The organism is Devosia enhydra, assembly GCF_900119845.1.
In the GTDB taxonomy this organism is placed as follows: Bacteria; Pseudomonadota; Alphaproteobacteria; order Rhizobiales; family Devosiaceae; genus FPKU01.
Genome location: NZ_FPKU01000001.1, coordinates 1,692,419 through 1,712,801 on the forward strand (window position 1 = coordinate 1,692,419; position 20,383 = coordinate 1,712,801).

Below are 20,383 nucleotides of genomic sequence, written 5' to 3' on the forward strand. Positions count from 1 at the left end.
CCGCACGGCCCCTCGGGGCGGAGTAGCTCAGTTGGTTAGAGCAGCGGAATCATAATCCGCGTGTCGGGGGTTCAAATCCCTCCTCCGCTACCACTTTACCCCCCCGACGAAAATTGAGACGGTGCGAGGAAACGCGCGAGATCGCCATTGACCTCGACATGCGGACTGGACGAGGTCGGATCCGGCGTAACCACTATGCTCTCCACCAAGTCGCGCACCGCCTTAAACTCCTCCGTCTCGTAAGGACCCTCCGGACCTTTTAAAGCACCCTCCAAGCTCCCCAGCGCTTCGAGGTAGGCGTCAGCTATCGCAGGATGGATTGTCAAATCCGGCACGACATCGTCGATAGCTTCGCGCTCAGCGATCAGAACCGCCCGTTCTGCCTTGAGGTCCTGGATCTGTGTAGCGCCCTTTTCCTCTTCCAGAAGGCCTTGGATCATATAGTCCGTCGCTCGACCGAGATTCGCATCGATGGTCGCTAGGCGGCGCTGAAGCTTTTCAGAACTCCGGCTCGATCTCCCATCAGGCGTCGACGCTCGTCCGTGTAGACCTTTACGTAGCGGTCGAGCGCCGTGCGGTTGCCAAGCTGTTTCCGCAGACCGCGAGAGATCCTTCCCTCGATCTCATCTAAGTAAAAATGGCGGCGGTTTGCGCAGTCGCCCCCCTCCCTAGACCGGGTGCAAACAAGCCGAACCCGACCATGGTCTCGATCCTTGACGGACAAGCCTCCCCCGCAACAACCACACTTAAGCAGGCCCGAGAACAGGTGCTTGGCCTTGCGACGACAAGGGGCCGGCACGTGTGAAAGCGCGGCCTTCCTTTCTTGCACCGCGACGAAAAGCTCAGTCGATACGATAGCGAGGTGTGGCGCGGCCGCCGTAACCCACTCGGCACTATCATTTACCCGCGACACGCGCTTTCCGGTGTCCGGGTCCTTGATCATGCGGATGCGGTTCCAAACGATGTTGCCAGCGTAGATGGGATTGACCAGGATGCCGTGACCTCGCGAGGCATTGCCGTTCAGCGTGGAGGCAAGCCAAACAGCCCCACGCGGCGCCGGAACCCGATCTGCATTCAAGCCAGTCGCAATTTCGCGTGGCGACCTGCCCGAACGAAACTCTTCGAAGATGCGTCGAACCACAGCTGCTTCGTCCTCGACAATCTCGAGCTCGCCGGGATGCCCAAGCTTGGGCCTGTAGCCGTAAGCACGTCCTCCTGCATGGCGACCGTCGCGGACAACGCCATCCATACCACGCCGCACCTTGTGCTTGAGATCGTCGAGGAAAAGCGCACTGACTAGCCCCCGAATTCCAACCTGAATCTTATCGGCCTTGCCGTCATGAACGCTAACGATCTCGATACCAAGAAAGCTCAGGCGTTTAAAAATGCCGGGAAGATCCTCCTGGTCGCGCGAGATACGGTCCAACGCCTCCACAACGACGACATCGAAGTCGCCGGCGCGCGCTCGGCTCATCAGCTCAGTCAGCCCATCTCGGCCTATCGTCGATGCACCTGACCGGGCGCGGTCAGAGAAGCTCGCGATATAGAGCCAGCCCTTCTGTTCAATGAACCTCCTGCAGAGTCCGACCTGATCCTCGATGGAACGGTCACTTTGCAGCTCGGTCGAGTAGCGAGCGTAGATGACGGCCTTCGTCATGGTCTTAATACCCTATGTTGGCAGCGTGGTGATCGCGCCGTGCGGCCGAGCGGGCCAGTGCGTCGATGATACAACCGATCTCATCAGGCAGCGCATCATCGTTGTCGGCTACCAACCGGCAAGCCGCTTGCGAGCTTTCGCGTCCTTTTTCGTGCTTTTGAGCGCCTTCCACCGGTTCACCTTCGTGATCGAAGTTGGTCGCGCCGAGATTCGGCTAGAAGGCAACGTCGATCTATTTAGTTTATAGCTGGACGACCGTCGGAGTTCTGACGGCAGCACGAGGGAGCGACCTTTTCTTCGTGTAGGGCGACGCCTGCCGAGCACCCGCACCATTGATCCGGGTGCTGGCATTGACGCTACCGCGACAGAGCCTCACGCTCCTGCGTTTCCTCGACCAACTCAACGATCTGCTCCGCGAGTTCGTAGGTGCTTACCTGCTCAACACCTTCAACCGCACGGTTCAGTGCAAACATGACGTAAAAGACCAAGCGATCACGCGAAGTCGGTTCTTCAACAGTGTTCGGAACGATCGGCATTAGACAAGCGCCCCTTCGGTCACTGCCGGCGCCAAAAAGCGAGGGTGCCTGTCGTGCTCGTCCCAAGCATCACTCCAAGCCTGCCAGGCCTGGCTGCCCTGATCCTTGGGCTCGGCGCCAAAATGGGCCTCGATCGAATGGAGACGCTTGAAGGAGTGAAAATCTGCCAAGACCTTCCGCAAGGTGTTGGCATAGGTGTCCATGCAATTGGCAAGCGAGTGCAGATACTCCTCAGGCTTGTCCGCTTCGGTGAGGCGTTCGATAATCAGTTCGCTAGCATCCTCCAGGTCGTCATACTCGTCAGAGATTTTCAGATAGCTGATCGGCTCGTAGCTCTCGTTCGAACAAGCCGGCCCGAAATTGGTGCTCGAGTGCACAGCAAGCTCGATGAAGGCCGCAAACAGCTCCCGCTCGGTGACCATTGCAGGCGTTTCCTCGGACATGGTAGTGTCCCTTTCTGGCCCGTGGGCCGGTGACGGCATTGCAGAATGCTCTGCCGGTAGCGCCGCCAGGGTGGGTGACGATTGCAACCCGATGCCCACCCGGCGGAATTTGTTTAGTTAGAGACGTTGCCCTTGACACTGAACTCGGCGAAAGACCGCCGAAACGACTTGCCCTCAAGCCGCTCCTTGATGGCCTGCAATGTCACGATGTCACTGAGAGCTCTGGCCTTGACCTCTGGCAGCGATAGGTCAGCCTTTTCGATCTCGGCGATTCGGGCAGAAATTTCGTCCAGCTTGTATTCGTTGATGGCGTGGGCTAGCTCAGAAGCCGTATCGAGCAGCAGGCTCACAATGCTCTCAGCCCGCCCTAGCGAGTCTCTCGAGTAAGCTTCCCACACGTCACTGCCGATCTGTTCGACGGCACCATCGTATGACCGCGGGCAGCGGTCATCATCGAACGCCGGACCCTCTACACCCATTGAGTTCCAGTAGAAGTCCAATTCGCGGAGGCGCCCAGCAGCCGCTTCGAAGAAGGTCCTGCGAAGGTAGTTGGTCGTAAGGTCGGGCGCGGCCCTCTGAGCGGCCTTTCGTTTCGCCCTGAGCTCGCGGCTCCGTTCTGTCGATGTCTTGGCCATCCGCTGCTACGCGCTCCATTTCGTTGTCGTTGCTTCTAATGCAACGGAAACGGAATGTCAAGCACTTGTTTGGTTTTGCCGAGGGGCACAGTCGGGAAGCCCGCATCAGCAGGGACGTAAGCGGATCCAGCAATTTCGCCATCATAGTAGCGCGGCAGGAGACTTGCGATCGCAGTTGGATTTCTGCTGAGCTTTATCGCGGACTCGCATAGCTGCCGCCGCATAAGTAACCTGAATCGAGTCGAGTTGGCCTTCGGCGAGTGACCGACGGTCTTCGGCGACGCCAAGATGACCACGGCGCTCCTCGATAGGCTCACCCACAACTGCGACATCGTCGATACCAGTAACGACCGCTGGCGCTTCAAGAACCGCGCCTGAACGCTGTTCCGAGACGGCTGCGCACCCCCGACCAGCGTCTACAAGTCGGATCGGCTCATCCCCCTCAGGGGGTCAATATTGCCTGCCGATCCGTGGTCAATCTTCGACGCAGTTGGACAGCATCGAGATCGACACACACTGCTGTTATGCGATCAAGCCGCTTCAACAGGTGTCAAGCGGTCGTAGCAGACCAAGGTTTGCCACGTTGCTCGCTCATGCAGCCCACACGGACCGGCTGCCCGCTGCGGTCAGCAGCCTCACTCTTGCCTCGCCTGCCGCGGGCGTCACGATATAGCCGGTATCGAGGTCCCCGAGCACCAGCATGCGATCCCGCTCGTCGAACATCCAGAGATATCCAACGAGCGCGCAGATCACGCTGTCCAACATGTCCTGGTGCGACTTCTTAGGGGCTGGATGGTTGCCCAAGGAATGAAGAGGCTCCACCAGTTCTGGAACGTGATTGGCAAGGGCCTGTTCCACTAAACATTCCAGCACGCCGTGCCAATGCTCCAAGCGAAAGGTGCGGCGCCTGCCTGGGTTGTATCGCGGTCCAAGCAGCCGTCCACAATATGCGGGCGCAAGCGACGGCAACGCCAGGGCCGGGAAAACCTCGATGAGATGACGTCCTGCCACCGCGATCCGTGCGGCTTCGGGATCGTCGTTCGCAGTCAGCCGCGCCTTGAATCGCCAGATGGGCGCGCCATCGTCGAACATCCCGATGCGTGCTCGGCTGGCGGGCTGGACGCCGCCTCCCAACCATGAAATCAGCGACCCTGCGACACGATCGACCGGACGTGCGCCAGTGAGGTTGGGCACGATGGTCGGTTGGTCGATAGCAACCAGGCAGCGATCGGCGGCTGATGCTTCACTTTCAATGATATGAAGGGCATGCTCGAAGGTCGACAGCTCCGGGCCGGTGATCTGGACAACTTTCGAGCCCTCACACTGAAGCACGCAAACAGCTCCCGAAATGCCGGGTCGGTCAGTCCAGGCGGAATCGAACCCGACGATCGCCGTTCTCACTTCTGCTGCCTCTGAAACGCCGCCTCGATGCCCTGCCACGCCGCCTCGTGGGAGCCGTCGAAATTAGCCATGCCCGGCGCCGTGAGGGTGCCCTTGGGGGCGGTGTAGCTCTGGATCGTCTTTACCGGCCGTTCGTGCCAGGAGATGTTGAAGGCCCAGAGCTTGGGGAAGAAGTAGAGCCCCGCATGGGGCAGGTGATCATGGATCCACCACGCCAGCTTCTGCCAGTCGCCCTCCTGCTGGAAACTGTCCCAGAAGCTCGGAACCACAATGCAGGCCGTCGCACCCATGTAGCCATCGGCGTCACGCTCGTCCCAGATGTGGCCGGCGTAATTGCTTTCGTTGGCAGCGCAGTTGTAGCCCGCCTTGCCGGCCCGCTGCATCTGGTTGCCGAAGCCATTGACCTCCTTGGAGCGAAAGGCCGAGCGGATGGCGATCCGGCCGAAGCGATCCTGCAGGGGTTCGAGCAACTCCTCGCAAAGCCGGCTGCCGGCGGCGATGGCGAGATCCGGATCGTCCGGCACATTGTTGAAGCCATGCACCGAGGCGATGTCGGAGAACAGGAAGTCGCGCATAAAGAAGGTCTTAGAGAGGCGCACTCGCCCGAAGTCGGTAAGGCTCTGCACTGTGGTGGATTTACGCATCATCGGGTTCAAGGCCTTGGGGACAGTTGAGAATGGTCGACCACCGGGAGCTGTCAGACGATCCGGCCGTAGCGGCTCCGCAGACCAGCGAGGGTAGCGCTCTCGATGATCGCGCTGTCCGGCACGAGCAGATAGGCCCACGGCTTGCCTACGCCTGCTTCTGCCAAAGCATTGGCGTGAATCACCCACTCGGCGGCAGCCCGCGCCTTGTCGCGGACGACGGGGTCATTCATCTCGGCTACGGACTTCACCTCGACGATCAGCTTTTCGGTTTCGGTCTCGACCACGAAGTCGGGCTCGTAGGACCTGCCAGAGTGATACTCGATGCCGAACTGGCCAGGTCCAGGCTTGAGCCAGCGCAGGACGCTCTTCTCGAACGCCGAATCGATCATTGCGGCAAAGCGGCGCTCGGGATCGGAGTCGAACCGGTGCAGGGTAAACGGGCTCTTGGTGGAGCCGCCGAACAGATGCCGGCGGGTTTCCGACAGCGGGTTGGCCGACCTCTTGAGGTCAAGCACCCCGTTGCCTGTGCCAGCCGACACGGCGAAGGGCTGCAGGGTGCGGAACGCCCGGACGACCTTCGCACGGTAGTCTGCTGGGGTCTCGTGGTAGTGCCGCCGCATCTGTTCAAAGATCACGTCGGCCAGTTGTCTGCCGCGAACGAGAGCGACGTTTTCGACGTCATCCTCGGTTTCAAGGTAGCTGCGCAGATGGCTGATCATCTGGCCGGCGAGCTTGTAGAGCAGGTCGGCCTGAGTGTCGTAGTCGATCTGCGGGCTCTCGATCAGATGCCGAATGATGTAGTTCTCGACCTGACTTTCGCGCGCTCCGGTCGCGGCGCGAGCGAGCTCACGCTGGGTCTCCAGCCTCAGGTTGCGAATGAGGATGGTCTCTGACACGGGCTGGAAGCGCACATGGCCCAGGTCCTGCAGCTCGAAGTCCTCGAACCATAAGGTAACCTCGCGGCTGGGCAAGACGGCAATTTCGGGGATCTCGATCAGGTTCTCGACCAGCGACTGCGTGACCGCGTCGACGACCTTGTCGAGGTCTACCACGGGCGCGATGCCCTCGAACGTCTGATGAACCGGCTCGAGCTGGCGGCGCACGTCCTCGATGAGGCGCTGCCGCACCTCCGGAGTGCAGAGCTCGGCAGCGCGGCTGAGTTGGCGCTCATACTTGTGCCGGATGAAATCAAGGGTCACTGCGGCGGCCTGCCGAGAGGCCGCATCGTCCAGCACAAAGGGCTCCTGCGTCGCGCCATCGCTCAACCCGGAGGGACGGCCTGTCAGCAGCGTGTCGAAACTCGGGCGACCCTCGATGACGCGGCTAGCCGTCTCGGGCACGTCGCCCCCCGGTCCGATAGTGAGCTCCTTGACCCTCACGATCGAGTCGGCTGCACGCGCCTGTTGAATCACGGCATCGAACCGGTCGTGGGCGATGACGGTAAGAGTGTCGACCGTTTCCACCCCGGTGCGCTCGCCGTAGGGCAGGCGGAGGCCGCGACCCAGCGTCTGCTCGGTGAGGATGTCGGAGGCCGAGGCGCGTAACGGCACGATGGTGAAGAGGTTGGTGACGTCCCAGCCTTCCTTCAGCTTGTTCACGTGGATGACGATTTCTGTCTTGGCGTCGGTCTCCAGCCCAACCAGACGTGCGACGGCTTCGTCGCTTTCCTCGCCGCTCAGCTTGGAGTCGACGCGGATGACAAGATCCTTGTAAGCCCCACCGAAGAACTGCTCGGACTGGATGACCTGCCGGATGCGCTCGGCATGGTCAGTGTCCTGCGCCACCACGAGGACGAACGGATGCACGCGCTGGCGGCCAGTCTGGCGGGCGTAGAGCTCGAGCTCGGTGCGGACCTGTTCGTGGTAGTGAACGGCATCTTCGAGCATGATCTGCTCGAGCTGGTCCTTGTCGAAGTCCTCGCGGCGGAAGTTCGCGCGCGTGGCGACGGCGGGCTCTTTGACGAACCCGTCCTTCATGGCGTCCCCGAGGCCATACTGGAAGATGACGTTGTTGAACGCCTGCGAGCGCGTGCCGACCGATTTCGGTGTGGCGGTCATCTCGAGCCCTAGGATGGGCTTGAGCTCGCTGATCGCCCTCATGCCGGCCGAGCCTCGGTAGCGGTGGGCCTCGTCCATCAGCAGCACGAGGTCCGGCAGGCCGGCGAGATAGTCGAAATAGCTTTCGCCGATCGTTTAGCGCAGGGTGCGGATGCGACCCTATCCTTGTTGATCTTGTCGACGTTGAAGATATTGATGATCGCGTCGCTGCCGAACAGGTCTGATCCGCGCACGCCGCGGCCTTTCTCCCAGGTGTCGCCGGTGACGATGATCGGCGGGGTCTGCGCGAACTGGGCGATGCCGCGGAACACATATTTCGGCGAAGTCTGCCGCGAGAAGTCGGCGACCAGCTTGTCGTAGATCGTGGTGTTGGGGGCGAGGACGAAGAAGTTCTTCGAGTGGCCGGTAAGGAGCAGGAAGGCGATGAAGGCGCCCATCAGCCGGGTCTTGCCGACGCCGGTGGCGATGGCGAAGCAGACCGACGGGAACTCACGCTCGAAGGCGGTGACGCTCGGGTAGAGCTTCTGGATCTCGGCAAGGGCCAGGTCGGGGTCAAGCGTCTTGTCGAACTCTACGGCCTGGACCAGGTTGGCAAGGATCTGCAGCGACTTTTCCTGCGGCGCGCGCAGGGACAGGCGCTGGGAGATCTGGCGGAGATGACGCTGCTCGTCGCTCATGCCTCTCCGTCCTCTTCATCGAACAGAGGGAGTGATTTTGCCGCTCGGGAGCCGCCGGCCTTAGGCCGCTCCTGCGGGGTAGCCGGCTCTTCGGCATCGGGAAGGTCGGCGATGGCGAGGGAGTAGTCGTCGCGGCCCCATTCGCACTTCTTGAGGATGGCGGTGGGGATCTTGACGAGGGTCAGGTTGTCGAAGGCGTCGGGATTGGCGCTGTAGGCCTTGCAGCAGATGAGCAGCGAGCGGTCGGGCCCGACATCGTCCGCTATCCTCCTGCAGGCATCGTGGGTGAGCTGCTGGGTGGTGACGTAGATGAAGTCGGTCTCTGTGGATTGGCCGTGCTTCCAGTATTCGTCGGCGTTCTGGCTGGGTGCGTAGGTGTAGCCCATGTGCTTGCAGAGCGCCTCGGCCAGCATGGCCGGGTTGTAGTCCTTCGAGATGACCCAGTTGCCGTATTTGTCCTCGCTCAGCAGTGAAGGCGCGAGGCGGAAAAAGCGATAGCCGCCGCCACCGTGCCAGCCGAGCGCCTCTGTGACGCCGCCAGGATCGGTGCCGTTAATCACCTTTTTGAGGCGCGGAACGATATGGGTCCTCGCGTGCTCGCCGAGTTCGACCATAATCCAGCGTCGGCCCATCTTGTGAGCGACCGCACCAGTGGTGCCAGAGCCAGCGAAGGAATCGAGGACGAGGTCGCCAGGGTTGGTGGCGATGTTCAGAACCCGCTCAATAAGTGGCTCTGGCTTAGGCGTTTCGAAGGATGCGTCGCCGGGAAAGAGGGAGCGCATCTCGTTCTTCGAGGTCCGGTTGCTGCCTACTACGTCCTTTTTCCAGAGCGTTCGAGGAACGAGATCGGCGACTTCCGAGAGATACTTCTTTATGCTGGGGCGAGCGCTGCCATTTGGCCCCCACCAAACCTGTCCATCTGCATCGAGAGCCCGCAGCCGCTCCTCGGAGGTTCGCCAGTATCGACCAGGCGGCGGAGAAAAGACGCGACCAGTGGGGCCTGTGATCGAGAAGAGGCCCTTGGAATAGGGCTTGTTAGCGAAGGGGTCGCCGGCCAACCAAGGACCGCGAGGGTCGTCATCTGGGTTGCTGTAGATCGAATCTGCCTCGGCCGTCCGAGCCAGCCGCTTGGGGCGCCAATCAGGTGTTTTGCTATAGACAAATATGTGATCGTGGTCGGTTGAGAACTGCCGAGCAGAATTCCTTGGCGAGTCGGCTTTCTCCCAAACTATGTTTGTTACGAAGTTTGCACGACCAAATATCTCGTCGCATAAAATTTTTAGGTAGTGCGCTTCCGTATCGTCGAGGGAAATCCACAGGGAGGCATCCTCGCTCATGAGCGTGCGGATAAGCTCAAGCCGATCGCGCATCATCGTCAGCCAGAGTGAGTGCTCCAGCCCGTCGTCGTAGTGCTCGAATGCGGAGCCCGGATTGTAGGGCGGGTCGATGAACACGCACTTCACCTTGCCGGCGTAGTCCGCCTCCAGTGACTTGAGCGCCAGCAGGTTATCGCCCTAGATCAGTATGTTGTCGTAGATGGCGCCCTCTCGCGCCGTCGCCGCGTGGTGCGACAGCACAGGATCCTCGATCAGGATGCGCGGCTCGAGGCGCGGCCGCTCCTCCTTGCCGATCCAGGACAGTTCGAGCTTGGGTTTCTTGGACATGAGGGTCGGACGCTTTCGGGCGGACTTAACTAGGCGACGACGCTAGTTAAGGAAATGCCATTTGGCTTAACTAAGGAAGAGGCGTAGGTAACGATTGAACACATAGAGCCGGTCTCGTCTCTGGCCGGTGATCTCCTCCAGAATGCCAAGCACCATCAGGTCGCGAATAAGCGCGTTGGCCGTAGGCGTCGTCACGCCTGCATAGAGTTCGACATCCTTGGCGGTGACGATGGTTCGCTGGTAGAGCAGGTCCAGCACCTTGCGTGCATTCGGCGCGCGCTTTCCCAGCGTGAGGCACTGGGTTTCTACCTCATCTCTGAGCGCCAGAATCTTTTCGAACGTCTCACGCCCCTTGGTGGCGATTTCCAGCACCCCGGCCAGGAAGAACCGAATCCACTGGTTGAGATCCCCTGCCGTGCGCACACGCATCAGCCCATCAATGTAGGACGCTCGGTGTCGCTCAAAGAAGTCTGAAAGATAGAGCGAGGGCTTTTGAAGAACGCCTTTGCTGAGCAGATACAGCGTGATCAGAAGCCGTCCGATGCGCCCATTGCCATCGTTGAACGGATGAATGGTTTCGAACTGGTAGTGCGCTATGGCAGCCCGCACCAGATCCGGGACTGCAGTCTGGTCGTTATGCAGGAACCGTTCGAGATCGGCCAGTAGCTCCGGGACCTCTGAGGGATGCGGCGGCACGAACGCTGCGTCCATCGGTCCGGAGCCTCCGATCCAGTTCTGCGCCGTCCGAATCTCGCCCGGGTTCTTCGTCTGGCCCCGCACGCCGCGCATGAGAACCCCATGCGTCTGACAGAGCAGACGGACAGAGATCGGCAGACGCTCCAGCTCGCTTACGGCGCCATTCATCGCGTCGATGTAGTTCTGGACTTCATGCCAGTCATCGCGCTTTTCAGGCGCGATGGCCTCTTCGGGCATCAGCGCTTCTTCAATCTCAGTCCTTGTGCCCTCTATCCTGCTGGAGGTCTGTGCCTCCTTGGTGACGTGCATACGAATGAACAGATCGACATCCGGCACGATGCGGGAATATGCATTCAATTCACCAAGCGCCCGTGTCGCTTGCTCAAGCAGCACGTTTATTCGCGGGTCATCCCAGGTCCAGTCGTGGTCGATAAGCGACGGAGAAAAGCTCTTATACTGATACTGCTTTTTCCAGCCGCCCGGCTTGAACTGCTCAATTTTCATTCGCTACGAACACCCTCGATCGGGAATCAGGCGCTTTTCCTTCAATCTCACTATCCTATCAGGCGCTTCTCGGGAGGCATTCACGCCATCCACCAGTGCATCATGAACGGGCACTCGCTATTCGGCTCCCACCCTGTTGCCTCCACCACCAATGGCAGCCCCGCTATACGAGGCCCACGCCCTTCATCCAGTCGTGATACTCGTCGATGTCGGTCTTCGCTTTGACTGCGCCCTGCCCCAGCAGGTTGCAGGCGGCGTTGTCGATCGGCTCATCTGACTGAAGTGAAGCCCGACGGGCAGCTCGTTGCATCATCTTCGCGCTGGCCGAAAGGTCGTGGCCTTCCTCGGGTGTCAAACTTCGTGCTCGCCCCTTTGCCTTCAGCTGGCGCCGTGCCTCGCGCTTCTGCTCACGCGCCGTCTCGATCTCGGCGAACCTGGCGGCTCGTCTGGCGTGCCGGACATGCTGTTGCTGCTCTTTCGACCATTGTGCGAATTCAGCCCTCGCGGCCTCGCGCTTTGCCTCCTGCTCGGCTTCCTCGCGCCGCCTCTGCTCGATCCGCTCTGTCCATTCCCGGCGCCGTTCCTCGCGCAGCATGTCGAGTCGGGCCCGCCTGTCCTTGCTGCTCTCATCGTCATACTGCCGATCCCAGGCCAGTCGGGCCTCGGCAATCCGATTGCGACGCCGCGGCGGATTGGGACCGAGGAAGAAGCTGTCTGACCGCTCCTGGCTGTAGACGCGGTCGAAGCGGTGCCTTGCGGTCCAGCGCACTGTTTGGAGCTCCTCGACCTCGCCATGGTTCGCCAGCGCCATGACGACGTCAGCCTCGAGCGTGATGACCCCCTCCCGAATTCCGGCGAGCCGCCGCACCAGCCATGCCGCAGCCGCCGACTGCTTTTCCTCGAACATGGCCACCAACTCGCCCAGGCGGCTCCGCTTCTCCTCAGTGGCGTCAGGGGAACGGCGCTGGCGCCGCAGCGTAGCGATGTAGGCATCGGCCTCGGCAAGAACCATTTCGCCCCTCGCCTGCTCAGTAGCTACGCGCACTGCTGCTTCGGCCTCCGCTTCTCGCAGCATTGCCAAGTGGCGCAGGTCGCAGCGGCCGAGGAAGTCCCAGAACAGCATCTCGCTCTGGGTGTCGAGGTCGTCGGGGGGCACCTCGTCCAATTCCTGGGGCCCCGAACTCCGCATCGCGAGAAACGCAGAGGATGCCTGCAGGCCCAACGCCTCGCCATCGTCGGTGCGTGCTGCGATCAGGGTGCTTCGCCAAGTGCTGATCGGCGTCTCCATCTTGGCGTGCGAGATCTGCATCCATCCACTCCGTCCGCGGAGCTGCCGCCTCACCCATCCGGGTCCCTCGTAGGTGTCGAGGAAGACGTCCACCGCAAACGGCAACGACCCGGAATGATACCTCTGGATCACCCGGGTTGATGTCATTTTAAACCACCGACCAGCGCATCGTGAACAGGTGCGTGGTAACTGGCCGCACGGTGAGGCTCTCTGCGATCTCGTCCATCATGTCCCCCACCTGACGACGGATCGCCCTACGCTTCTCGAACTTGGAGAGCTTCAGATCGTCCATGGCGCCCTCGCGCCGCTTGATGTCACGGCCGAGCTTTAGCTTCTCCTCCATGCCCAGTTCGGGGGAGCGGCGCCGGCGCTGCATCTCTTTGATCTCTTCCTCGAGGGCAGCTATCTGGGCGTCGAGCTCAACCTCGAGGTCCCTGGCATAGTTGTCGAGACGCGACTCCTCCTCATCGAGCCACCGGGCGTTCTCCTCGTTGATCCGCCGCTTGAACTCCTCGAGATGCTCTTCCTCCACAATGCCGAGCCTGCTGCGATCACCGGGCAGGCTGGCAACGCTCTCGGCCACGACGGGGACCATAAGCAGGCGATCGGCTGTCGCGGGCTCCACCAGTTCGCCGCTGTCGGTCAGGCATGAGAGGAGGATGGTATCCTTCGGTGCCCCGTTGCGCGTCACCGTCACTCGCGAGACCTGCAGCCATCCTGACTGCCCCCTGAGATTGGCGACGTCCGCCAGCTGCCCGGGGAAGGGGTAGAGTGAGGGCGACAGGGTCAGTGCCGCTGCCTCTCCCTTGTGGTCGCGCTGGCGGGCGCCCTCCAGCATCTGCGTCGCGAGATTACCATCCGCCAGTCGGAAGAATTCCCAACCACGGTCGTCGGCGTCCGGCCACATCGTGGTGTAGGTTTTGCCGTCGTGCCGGAAGCGGATCGCACCCGGTTCGTCGAAAACAGCTCCAGGGAGCTCCGCACGGGCCGCGAGCAGCAGCCGGCGGGTGTAGTCGCCAATCGCCTGCTGCACGCTTCCCTGGCGATCCTTGAGCCGGGAAACCACATCCTGATCGAGGTTCTCCAGCACCTTTGCGCGGGTGGACTTGATGTCGTCGTCTATCTTGCTCTTGAGGCTCTCAGTGAGCTCATCGAACTCGCGCTTGATGTCGTCGTCGGTGCGGCAGCGCTGCAGGATTTCGAGCACAGTGCGCTCAAAGTCGATGCCACGCTCGATGGTGCCCAACACTTCGTCGCTGGATCCGAAGACGCCGTCAAACAGCTGGAACTTCTGGCTCAGGAGCTCATAGATACGCTGCTCCGCCTGGTTCTTCAGGTTGAGCATATTCACGACGACGACGTCGATCTTCTGGCCATAGCGATGGCAGCGGCCGATACGCTGCTCGATACGCTGCGGGTTCCACGGAAGATCGTAATTGATCACCAGGGAGCAGAATTGCAGGTTGATGCCCTCGGCGCCGCTCTCCGTAGCGATGAGGATAGTCTTGTCGTCGCTCTTGAAGGCCTCGACGATGGCCGCTTTCATGTCGGCGCTCTTCGACCCTGAGCGCTCGGCCTTGTCTGGGTGACGTGCCTTCCATTCCTCGTAGATCTGCTTGCTTAGCGGGTCGGTGTTGGAGCCGTTGAGCAGCACGGTCTGGCCCGCATAACCGTTCTTGACCAAGAGATCATTGAGGTAGGTCTGCGTGCGAACGCTCTCGGTGAAGATCACAGCCTTGCGAGCCCCGCCACGCGCGATGATCTCATCGAGGACAGAGGGGAGCTTGTTCAGCAGGGCCTGGCCCTTGGCGTTGCTGCCGATGGATCGGGCGAGCTTCAGATACTCGTTGAGCTCGAGGATCTCGCGCTTGAGCTTCTCGGGGTCGACCTCTTCCTCTTCCTCATCCTCATTATCGAATTCGTCGGCCAACTCGTTAAACGCGTCGAGGTCGTCGGACACATCGATGCCGATACTGCGCTGCTTAACCTGGAGGCGCTCGATGACCTTCTCGAGATATTTGCTGACGGCGAAGGTCGATGAACCGAGGATCTTCATGACCTGCAAGTGCACGAGCTGGTTAGGCTTGTCGCCATAAGCGACTGATGTGCCGCTCTGCAGAAATGAGGACACGCTTTGGTAGAGCAGCACCTCGTTGGCGTCGGGCTCAAAGCTGAAGGTCTTGGCGTGCCGGCGGGTGAAGTTGATGTGGCCGGCCTGCTGCACCTGCTTGCGCAGAGTGCGATGGCAGATCGGCAGCAGCCGTTCTCGAAGCGCCTCTAGCGATGCTGGGTTCGAACGGGCGCCGGCGTAGAGGGTCCGGAACGAGTCCTCGCCACCGAAGTGGTCATCGTCGATCACCGAGACTAGGCCGTAGAGCTCCATTAGGGAGTTTTGCAGCGGCGTCGCCGTGAGCAGCACCTTAAATCTGCCGTCCAATGCCTCCCTTAGCTCCTTGGCGCGCATTGAGGAGCCCTTCTTGTAGACGTTACGAAGCCGGTGCGCTTCGTCGATGACCACGACGTCCCAGGTGATCTTCTTCAGCTCTTCTGCCTTCCGAGCCGCGAACTCGTAGCTGCTGATCACGACGCCACGCAGGGCGGCGAAAGGCCGAGCGTGCCCATTGGCCTTCAGGTCTTTGTAGGTCGAGGCTTCGACGATGGTGCTCTCGAGGCTGAACTTCTCTGCCAGCTCCTGCTGCCACTGTTTGCGCAGGGACGCCGGGACGATCAGGAGAATGCGGCGGCGCTGCTCGGCCCAGCGCTGGGCGATAACGAGGCCGGCTTCGATGGTCTTGCCGAGCCCGACCTCGTCGGCCAGGAGCACGCCCTTCGACAGCGGCGAGCGCAGCGCGAAGAGAGACGCATCGACCTGGTGCGGGTTCATGTCGACGCGCGCAGCGGCCAGCGATCTGGTCAGCGACTCGTCGCCGGAGCCGGCCAAGGTTAGGTGATGGGCTAGGTAATGCCCCTGCAACAATGAATACGCGATCAACTGACTTCCCTCAATGACGGACAGACTATCCGAAAAACCCGCTGCCGCAACCTGACGCTGCGGCGGCATGTGTTGTAGAGGTGACCCAATATGGCTTGCATTTAGGTGGTCGGGCCAATAGTTGCCGTCTCCGCTACATGATCCCGAATCATTCTGGGCAGCCATCGTTTCCTCGGCCGTCGATGCGCAGGCGAAGCAGCTCGCTAACCGTCTCTTTGGGCTGCTCGAACACTGTCCAGCAAAGGGGAAATCAGTGTCCCCGCCTGCCGTCCCTTAGGAACGGGCCGCTCGTGAGACTTGCAAGATCGAGGCATGCACATGCGAGCACAAGGCCGCTACTGCCTCTGCTGATGGCTTCAAGGGGAACGAGGCTCCAAGACGTGCCGGGTGTCGCTCGGGGAGACTTCGCGGCGAATCGGTGTAGGTCGATCACCGGCGTCCATGCCCGGCGTTGTTCAGCACGGTTCCCATGACCAAAATACACAGTGTCGCCTTGCGCTACTTCAAGTCAGATAAGGCCCCTGTGGTGCTCAATTACAGGCAGGTAGCGCCCGGTCATCGCCAGGCACGTCTGGCCGGACGAGAGGGTCTCGTGCCCGAGATTGCGCTAGACCAATACTCATGCAAGGCCGTCATTGACTGGATCGAAATCGACTTGCAGTTGAGCAGGATCACGCAGCAGCAGTGGTTGGCGGACGCCATCGCTGGATTTGGTCGACGCCCCTTCATCAAGCCGATAGGCCCAGGGGAGGGTAAGGAGAGTTCGCGATTTCAAGTGAAGTTCCAAGAGCCTGATTTCCCGAAGCTGCGCCGGATCCTCGCGGCGATAGACCGCAAGCATGGCATCGTCTCTGAACCGGTCGTTATTGGGATGGAGGTGAGTGTCGACTTCACACCAAGAGCACCCTCTGACGAAGCGAGGGCGCGAATGATGGGCGTATTAGCCAGGCAGCTGGCTCCGAGCCTGGACGTTTTCGCCGCACAGGCTGGTATGCCGCGCCACTCTTGGGGAAGGGGCCACCGGTGGGCTCGCATCCAGAAGGTCCCACTTGGTCGCGACCCCTACAGTTTTGCCGTCAATGACATCACGAGCTCCCCGGTGGCGGACACGACTACATATTTCGGTGCGGACGACTCGGACGACATGGTCAGGGTGATGGACAAGGTTGTTGATCGCCAGAACACCTTTGCCGGCACAAGCGACGTTCTGGCAGCAAAAGACCAACGATGCCGGGTTGAAGTGACCCTCAGGCAAGGAAAGCTTGAGGAGCTGGGCGTTCGCCACATCAACGACGTCGCACGCTTCAAGTTTGCAGCGTTGCAGGGCTCATACTTCCAGTTCAAGCTCGCCACCGTGCGATCACTTTCCGGCAGCGAAGGCCCGGTGGCCGCTTATCAAGAGAGACAACGTGTCCAGAAGTTCCTGCTGACCGGGATCTCGGGGTTAGCCAAGATGGATCTCACGCTCCTCGAGCATGACACGGTAAAGAGACCGGTCGTCCGCAGAGCGCTGGCCAAACTGGGAAGGACGCTGCCCGGCCGGCCGCGCACAGGCCCAGGAGCTTATGGCACCGCGTTCGCTTACGAGGGACTTTGCAAGACCGTCCAGACAGCGCTCTCCAACCTCTCGAGGAAGCTGAGGGGAGAACGGGGTGAGGAAGAGGCGTAGTAGTCGCTAAGACAGTTAGAAGGTCTGCATCGAGCGGAAAATGACGGCTGTTCGACGTTCCTTGGGGATCTTCATCCCGCCTCGGCCTGAAAAGGCTCGTTTCGTGACAGGAAAAACTTGCAACCGTCGGTCGCCTCGCGCCGGCCCTCTGGCTAACTGGGGGCTGATGACGACCGCGGAGGCTGCAGCCATTGATCTCGGCGGACGTCTTGCGCCAGACCGAAATGCGGTCGCCATCTAGCCGCTCTCGTGCCGATGGGGCGTCTTTATCTCGACGGCCAGGCCCGACTATAAATCGCAGCGGTGAGTGCCTCCAGACCCAACAGCGGGGTCGTCATTCCCTCCAATGCAGCGACTGAAACGCGGCCGATCGGCACCGGCTGGATGACCAACCTCGCAACATTTTCGTGCAACCAAAAGCGGCTCACGCGACCCATCTCGCTTGACCCGGCTCTTGATGGCGTGCGTTGCTGCGCAACGTGCGCAGCCTCTGGAGGCCATGAAATTGCCGTTTCGCTGCATCTGCCTTCCCATCGCCGCGGTGACATGCGCGTCGGCGCCCCTGCTCGCGCAAGATATCGATGCCGGTAGGCAGCTGGTCCAGACCTATTGCGCCGAGTGTCATGATGTGGGTCCGGAGGGTGGCATCAGCCCTCTGCCAGGCGCGCCGCCCTTTTCGACGCTCCACGAGCGATACGACGTCGACTTGCTGGAGGAGGCGCTTGTCGAAGGCCTGGTGACCGGGCACGAGACAATGCCGGAGTTCGAGTTCGATCCCAGCCAGGCTCGTGCGATCATCGACTATCTGCAGGGTCTCGAAACCTTGCGCATCAAGCCGCCAGGTGATCCGCTTCAGCGCCCGGCCTCGGCGACGTTCGGCGAGTTGACCTTCCAGTTCTACTGCAGCACTTGTCATGGCAAAGAAGGCCGCGCCGACACTCCGGCAGCTGCCATGTTCTCGGCCACCGACCTCGGCTACCTTGCCAGCGCTAATGGAGGCACGTTCCCGACGGAGCGCGTCCGGGCTATCATCGATGGCCGCGAGGACATCGTCGGGCATACCGGAGTGAGAATGCCACCTTGGGCTCGTCTGTTTGCGCACGAACTTGAGAAGGTTGGCTCGGACGAGGAGCGGGAGAGACTGATCGCGTTGCGCATCGCTGACCTGGTTGCCTATCTCCAGTCCATCCAAGTGGAGTGAAGCAGCGGAGCGGGTCGTCTCCCAGCCTGCTGATTCTGAAGCGGTGCCAATCGTTCCAAGCCCGGATTTCGGTAGTCTGGAAACCGCTGTGAGCGCTCATCTGCAGATCAATGCGGCATATAGCGGAGGGTCTCAGGCATCCGGGTGCGTGCAACCAGGTGGACGGCCGAGAGGAAGTCCTCTGGTGAGTTTGTCGAAGCGTATCGCGACAAGTCTGAAATACTCAAAGCGCGGGAACATCGTCTCGATCGGCCAACGGTCCTTGTTTCGACGCCCGCCCGGCAGGATGGGCAGGTTGCGAACTCGTGGGGCAGAATGCTCGGACCTCGCCTCGGTCGGCGACCCGTCTCTCCCTATGCCTCCATGGCTCAATAGCTATTTCTGCCTTGTCTGACTAAGCTTTTCGGCCGCGTCGCCCTCGGCCTTTCCCTGGGCGCTGACGCTGCAATTAGTGGCTTTGGTGTCGTTGCGCGGTGACGATCACCGACCTTGGGGGGCTGCGCCTCCCAGGCGAACGTCTTCCTAGTGTGTGTATGTTGACAGATCAGGCAAAACTGCGATTTCGGCTGGAAGCGTCAACATAAGGGAAACATCTGGTTACGGCACTCTGTAGGCGCAAACAGAGTGAGTTTACATCGGCGGTGCGCTGGTGACGGTCCTCAGGGGTATTTTGGGTCGGAAGTTGACGTTTGGGGGGGCTATGTTGGCGGTTTGTCAACATGTGCGATGTGTGTCAGCTGTTGCTGCTCCCTTCCTACTGCGATCTGCGGACCTCACTGCGTGCCCCAAGGAGATGAAAACCTCGCGTGCCGCCGATCCGCAGCGGAGGTTAGGCGCCCGGAGCTCGGTGGACACCCGACGAATCCCCATGCCTCCGGCACGGATTTCCTAGGACTTCGATGTCGGTCCGGGGACAGAGCCATTCCTGGTGGTCAACGCGATCCGGACCCGTGGCTGCTTCGCCGACCGGTCGATCTCAACGCTCTCGAGCTCGTCAAGAAGCCGCCCGAGGCGACGTCTGCGGTAGACGCGGGGATCAAAGGGCGGCTCCATCTCGCCGAGCTTCCTGGTGAGCGTCGTCAGGTCGATCCAGTTCCTCGTGCCGCCCAGGGTGATGAGCGCAGTCAGGATGACCTCCTCCGCATCGGCAGGATTGAGCGACCATCTCGCTGGTGGTGCAGGCAGATCAGTAGCGGGCTTCGACGTCCTGCTCGCAAGTTCATCTAGTGGGACGAAGACGCTGCAGCTCTGCTGAAACGCTTTTGAACCATTGGCAGGTCCAACCCCGTGCACCTCCGCTCCGGAACGCCGGAGCCGATGGGCGAGCGCGGCAAAGTCACTATCGCTGGTGACGATGACGAAGTGGTCGGCGCGGTTGCTGTGGACGATGTCGAGGGCTGCGATCACCAGGGCGATATCGGCTCCGTTCCTACCCGACTTGTTGGAAAAGTGCTGCATGCCGATGACGCCGTGCGTCCTCAATGCCGCCACCCATGCTGCTCCAGTCATGGCGGCGTAGTTGGCATAGAGCTGCGCCGTCACCACCCTCCCGATGGACGCCGAGTAGTCGAGCAGCGAGCCAACAAGGCGCGGACTGAAGGAGTCGCCGTCGATCAGGACGGCGACACGGGGTTCGCTGCGGGATGCGCCGCCCAGCGCCTTCCCAAGGCCAAGCAGCGCCTGGGCGAGCCATTCCTTAGGGCTGGCCATGGTCGGCCTCCTCGGTTCCCAGCGGCGGCGTCTGCGCCGAGAACAGCCGCCGCAGCGCCTGGGCCCGTGCCAGGGTCGGCCGCGGCACCTGGCCCTTGCAGGCAGCCCGGAGGCAATCGAGCCAGAAGCTCTCGTGGTCATTGAGGAGCACAAGGCGGCGGCTCAGGTCAGTGGCCTCCATCACTTCCCCCAGATCGAGAAGATCGCGGCCCGACCGCGCCGGGTCAGCGGCGGATCGCTGCGATCAGAGGCTTCGCGCACAGCTTCGATCCAGGCCATCTCATTGCGGGTCACTGCCGTGCTGAGGATCGACACGATCGCCTGCGCCTCGGTGCTGCCGATCATCTGCTCGAGGGCGAGCAGCAGCAGGCGGGCCGGATCGACATCCAGAGCCTTGGCCAGGGCCGAGACCCGATCAAGAGGCAGACGGCTGCTGCCGCCCTTGATCATCGCGAGCATATTGGGGTTCACAAAGCCCGTTTCGGTTGCGATCTCAGCTTGGGTCTTCTTTGACTTGAGCTCCAGAATGCGCTTGGCGAGGAAGCGGGTAAGCCTCGTTCCGGCAAAGGGGCGTGCGGCTGTCATCTCTGATCCTTGTTTTCTCAC

General features: G+C 61.2%; 20 protein-coding genes, 1 tRNA gene and 1 pseudogene. 5 read left to right on the plus strand and 17 right to left on the minus strand.

All coding sequences use genetic code 11. The annotated features are described in order from the left end of the window. Nucleotides 1-16 precede the first annotated feature (16 nt). A tRNA-Met gene (locus BT183_RS08105) sits at nucleotides 17-93 on the plus strand. 2 nt (nucleotides 94-95) lie between these two features. Here BT183_RS08105 and BT183_RS20230 read toward each other — a convergent pair. Both BT183_RS20230 and BT183_RS08110 read right to left on the minus strand, forming a co-directional pair. Continuing rightward, nucleotides 96-440 (minus strand): hypothetical protein, encoded by a 345-nt coding sequence (locus BT183_RS20230; RefSeq protein ID WP_084603334.1) that lies wholly within the window; start codon nucleotides 438-440, stop codon nucleotides 96-98. A gap of 38 nt (nucleotides 441-478) precedes the next feature. Then, nucleotides 479-1,657: a recombinase family protein gene (locus BT183_RS08110; RefSeq protein ID WP_084603335.1), complete on the minus strand. Its 1,179-nt coding sequence runs from the start codon at nucleotides 1,655-1,657 to the stop codon at nucleotides 479-481. Here BT183_RS08110 and BT183_RS08115 point away from each other — a divergent pair. Next, on the plus strand, nucleotides 1,641-1,904 hold the full coding sequence (locus BT183_RS08115) for a hypothetical protein (protein ID WP_143145702.1): 264 nt from the start codon (nucleotides 1,641-1,643) through the stop codon (nucleotides 1,902-1,904). The genes BT183_RS08110 and BT183_RS08115 overlap by 17 nt on opposite strands. Nucleotides 1,905-2,013: 109 nt before the next feature. On the opposite strand, the gene BT183_RS08120 is transcribed toward BT183_RS08115, so the two are convergent. From BT183_RS08120 to BT183_RS08130, 3 genes are all read right to left on the minus strand, one after another. Further along, nucleotides 2,014-2,193: a hypothetical protein gene (locus BT183_RS08120; protein WP_072340756.1), complete on the minus strand. Its 180-nt coding sequence runs from the start codon at nucleotides 2,191-2,193 to the stop codon at nucleotides 2,014-2,016. Continuing rightward, nucleotides 2,193-2,636, minus strand: a complete 444-nt coding sequence (locus tag BT183_RS08125; protein ID WP_143145703.1) for a hypothetical protein — start codon at nucleotides 2,634-2,636, stop codon at nucleotides 2,193-2,195. The genes BT183_RS08120 and BT183_RS08125 overlap by 1 nt, the downstream gene beginning before the upstream one ends. Before the next feature lie 113 nt (nucleotides 2,637-2,749). Continuing rightward, nucleotides 2,750-3,271 carry a hypothetical protein gene (locus BT183_RS08130; RefSeq protein ID WP_072340762.1) on the minus strand — a complete coding sequence of 174 codons (522 nt, stop codon included), beginning with the start codon at nucleotides 3,269-3,271 and terminating at the stop codon, nucleotides 2,750-2,752. Nucleotides 3,272-3,517: 246 nt separating this feature from the next. Here BT183_RS08130 and BT183_RS08135 point away from each other — a divergent pair. Next, a pseudogene (locus tag BT183_RS08135) lies at nucleotides 3,518-3,649 on the plus strand (ATP-binding protein); the annotation flags it as partial. 213 nt (nucleotides 3,650-3,862) lie between these two features. Here the strand turns inward: BT183_RS08135 and BT183_RS08140 are convergent. The 9 genes from BT183_RS08140 to BT183_RS08170 all read right to left on the minus strand — a co-directional run bounded on the left by BT183_RS08140 (nucleotide 3,863) and on the right by BT183_RS08170 (nucleotide 15,197). Next, entirely contained in the window at nucleotides 3,863-4,672 is an 810-nt protein-coding gene (locus BT183_RS08140) for a DUF429 domain-containing protein (protein ID WP_072340765.1), read from the minus strand. Continuing rightward, on the minus strand, nucleotides 4,669-5,316 hold the full coding sequence (locus BT183_RS08145) for a hypothetical protein (protein ID WP_072341765.1): 648 nt from the start codon (nucleotides 5,314-5,316) through the stop codon (nucleotides 4,669-4,671). The genes BT183_RS08140 and BT183_RS08145 overlap by 4 nt, the downstream gene beginning before the upstream one ends. 53 nt (nucleotides 5,317-5,369) lie before the next feature. Next, complete coding sequence (locus BT183_RS08150) at nucleotides 5,370-7,463, minus strand: restriction endonuclease subunit R (protein ID WP_342078401.1); 2,094 nt, start codon at nucleotides 7,461-7,463, stop codon at nucleotides 5,370-5,372. After that, nucleotides 7,454-8,053 (minus strand): DEAD/DEAH box helicase family protein, encoded by a 600-nt coding sequence (locus tag BT183_RS21155; protein WP_280173920.1) that lies wholly within the window; start codon nucleotides 8,051-8,053, stop codon nucleotides 7,454-7,456. The genes BT183_RS08150 and BT183_RS21155 overlap by 10 nt, the downstream gene beginning before the upstream one ends. Beyond that, nucleotides 8,050-9,507: a site-specific DNA-methyltransferase gene (locus BT183_RS08155; RefSeq protein ID WP_210185445.1), complete on the minus strand. Its 1,458-nt coding sequence runs from the start codon at nucleotides 9,505-9,507 to the stop codon at nucleotides 8,050-8,052. The genes BT183_RS21155 and BT183_RS08155 overlap by 4 nt, the downstream gene beginning before the upstream one ends. Before the next feature lie 60 nt (nucleotides 9,508-9,567). Continuing rightward, the gene (locus BT183_RS20915; RefSeq protein ID WP_210185446.1) at nucleotides 9,568-9,717 is read right to left on the minus strand and encodes a hypothetical protein; all 150 of its coding nucleotides are present in this window, start codon (nucleotides 9,715-9,717) and stop codon (nucleotides 9,568-9,570) included. Nucleotides 9,718-9,783: 66 nt separating this feature from the next. Continuing rightward, on the minus strand, nucleotides 9,784-10,917 hold the full coding sequence (locus BT183_RS08160) for a Fic family protein (RefSeq protein ID WP_072340767.1): 1,134 nt from the start codon (nucleotides 10,915-10,917) through the stop codon (nucleotides 9,784-9,786). 163 nt (nucleotides 10,918-11,080) lie between these two features. Beyond that, nucleotides 11,081-12,226, minus strand: coding sequence for a hypothetical protein (locus BT183_RS08165; RefSeq protein ID WP_143145705.1), 1,146 nt, complete (start codon nucleotides 12,224-12,226; stop codon nucleotides 11,081-11,083). Nucleotides 12,227-12,353: 127 nt separating this feature from the next. Then, the gene (locus tag BT183_RS08170; RefSeq protein WP_244545264.1) at nucleotides 12,354-15,197 is read right to left on the minus strand and encodes an SNF2-related protein; all 2,844 of its coding nucleotides are present in this window, start codon (nucleotides 15,195-15,197) and stop codon (nucleotides 12,354-12,356) included. A 469-nt stretch (nucleotides 15,198-15,666) separates the two neighbouring features. On the opposite strand from BT183_RS08170, the gene BT183_RS08175 reads away from it, so the two are divergent. Further along, the gene (locus tag BT183_RS08175; protein ID WP_072340773.1) at nucleotides 15,667-16,866 is read left to right on the plus strand and encodes a hypothetical protein; all 1,200 of its coding nucleotides are present in this window, start codon (nucleotides 15,667-15,669) and stop codon (nucleotides 16,864-16,866) included. A 499-nt stretch (nucleotides 16,867-17,365) separates the two neighbouring features. Then, a complete protein-coding gene (locus BT183_RS08180) occupies nucleotides 17,366-18,067 on the plus strand; it encodes a c-type cytochrome (RefSeq protein ID WP_084603414.1) in 702 nt (233 codons plus the stop codon). 888 nt (nucleotides 18,068-18,955) lie between these two features. Here the strand turns inward: BT183_RS08180 and BT183_RS08185 are convergent. Genes BT183_RS08185 through BT183_RS08195 form a run of 3 tightly spaced genes read right to left on the minus strand, consistent with a single transcriptional unit; the run spans nucleotide 18,956 to nucleotide 20,362 of the window. Further along, on the minus strand, nucleotides 18,956-19,777 hold the full coding sequence (locus tag BT183_RS08185) for an NYN domain-containing protein (protein WP_072340780.1): 822 nt from the start codon (nucleotides 19,775-19,777) through the stop codon (nucleotides 18,956-18,958). Further along, nucleotides 19,764-19,958, minus strand: a complete 195-nt coding sequence (locus BT183_RS20750; protein WP_072340783.1) for a hypothetical protein — start codon at nucleotides 19,956-19,958, stop codon at nucleotides 19,764-19,766. The genes BT183_RS08185 and BT183_RS20750 overlap by 14 nt, the downstream gene beginning before the upstream one ends. Then, nucleotides 19,958-20,362 (minus strand): helix-turn-helix domain-containing protein, encoded by a 405-nt coding sequence (locus tag BT183_RS08195; RefSeq protein WP_072340786.1) that lies wholly within the window; start codon nucleotides 20,360-20,362, stop codon nucleotides 19,958-19,960. The genes BT183_RS20750 and BT183_RS08195 overlap by 1 nt, the downstream gene beginning before the upstream one ends. Between the last annotated feature and the right edge of the window lie 21 nt (nucleotides 20,363-20,383).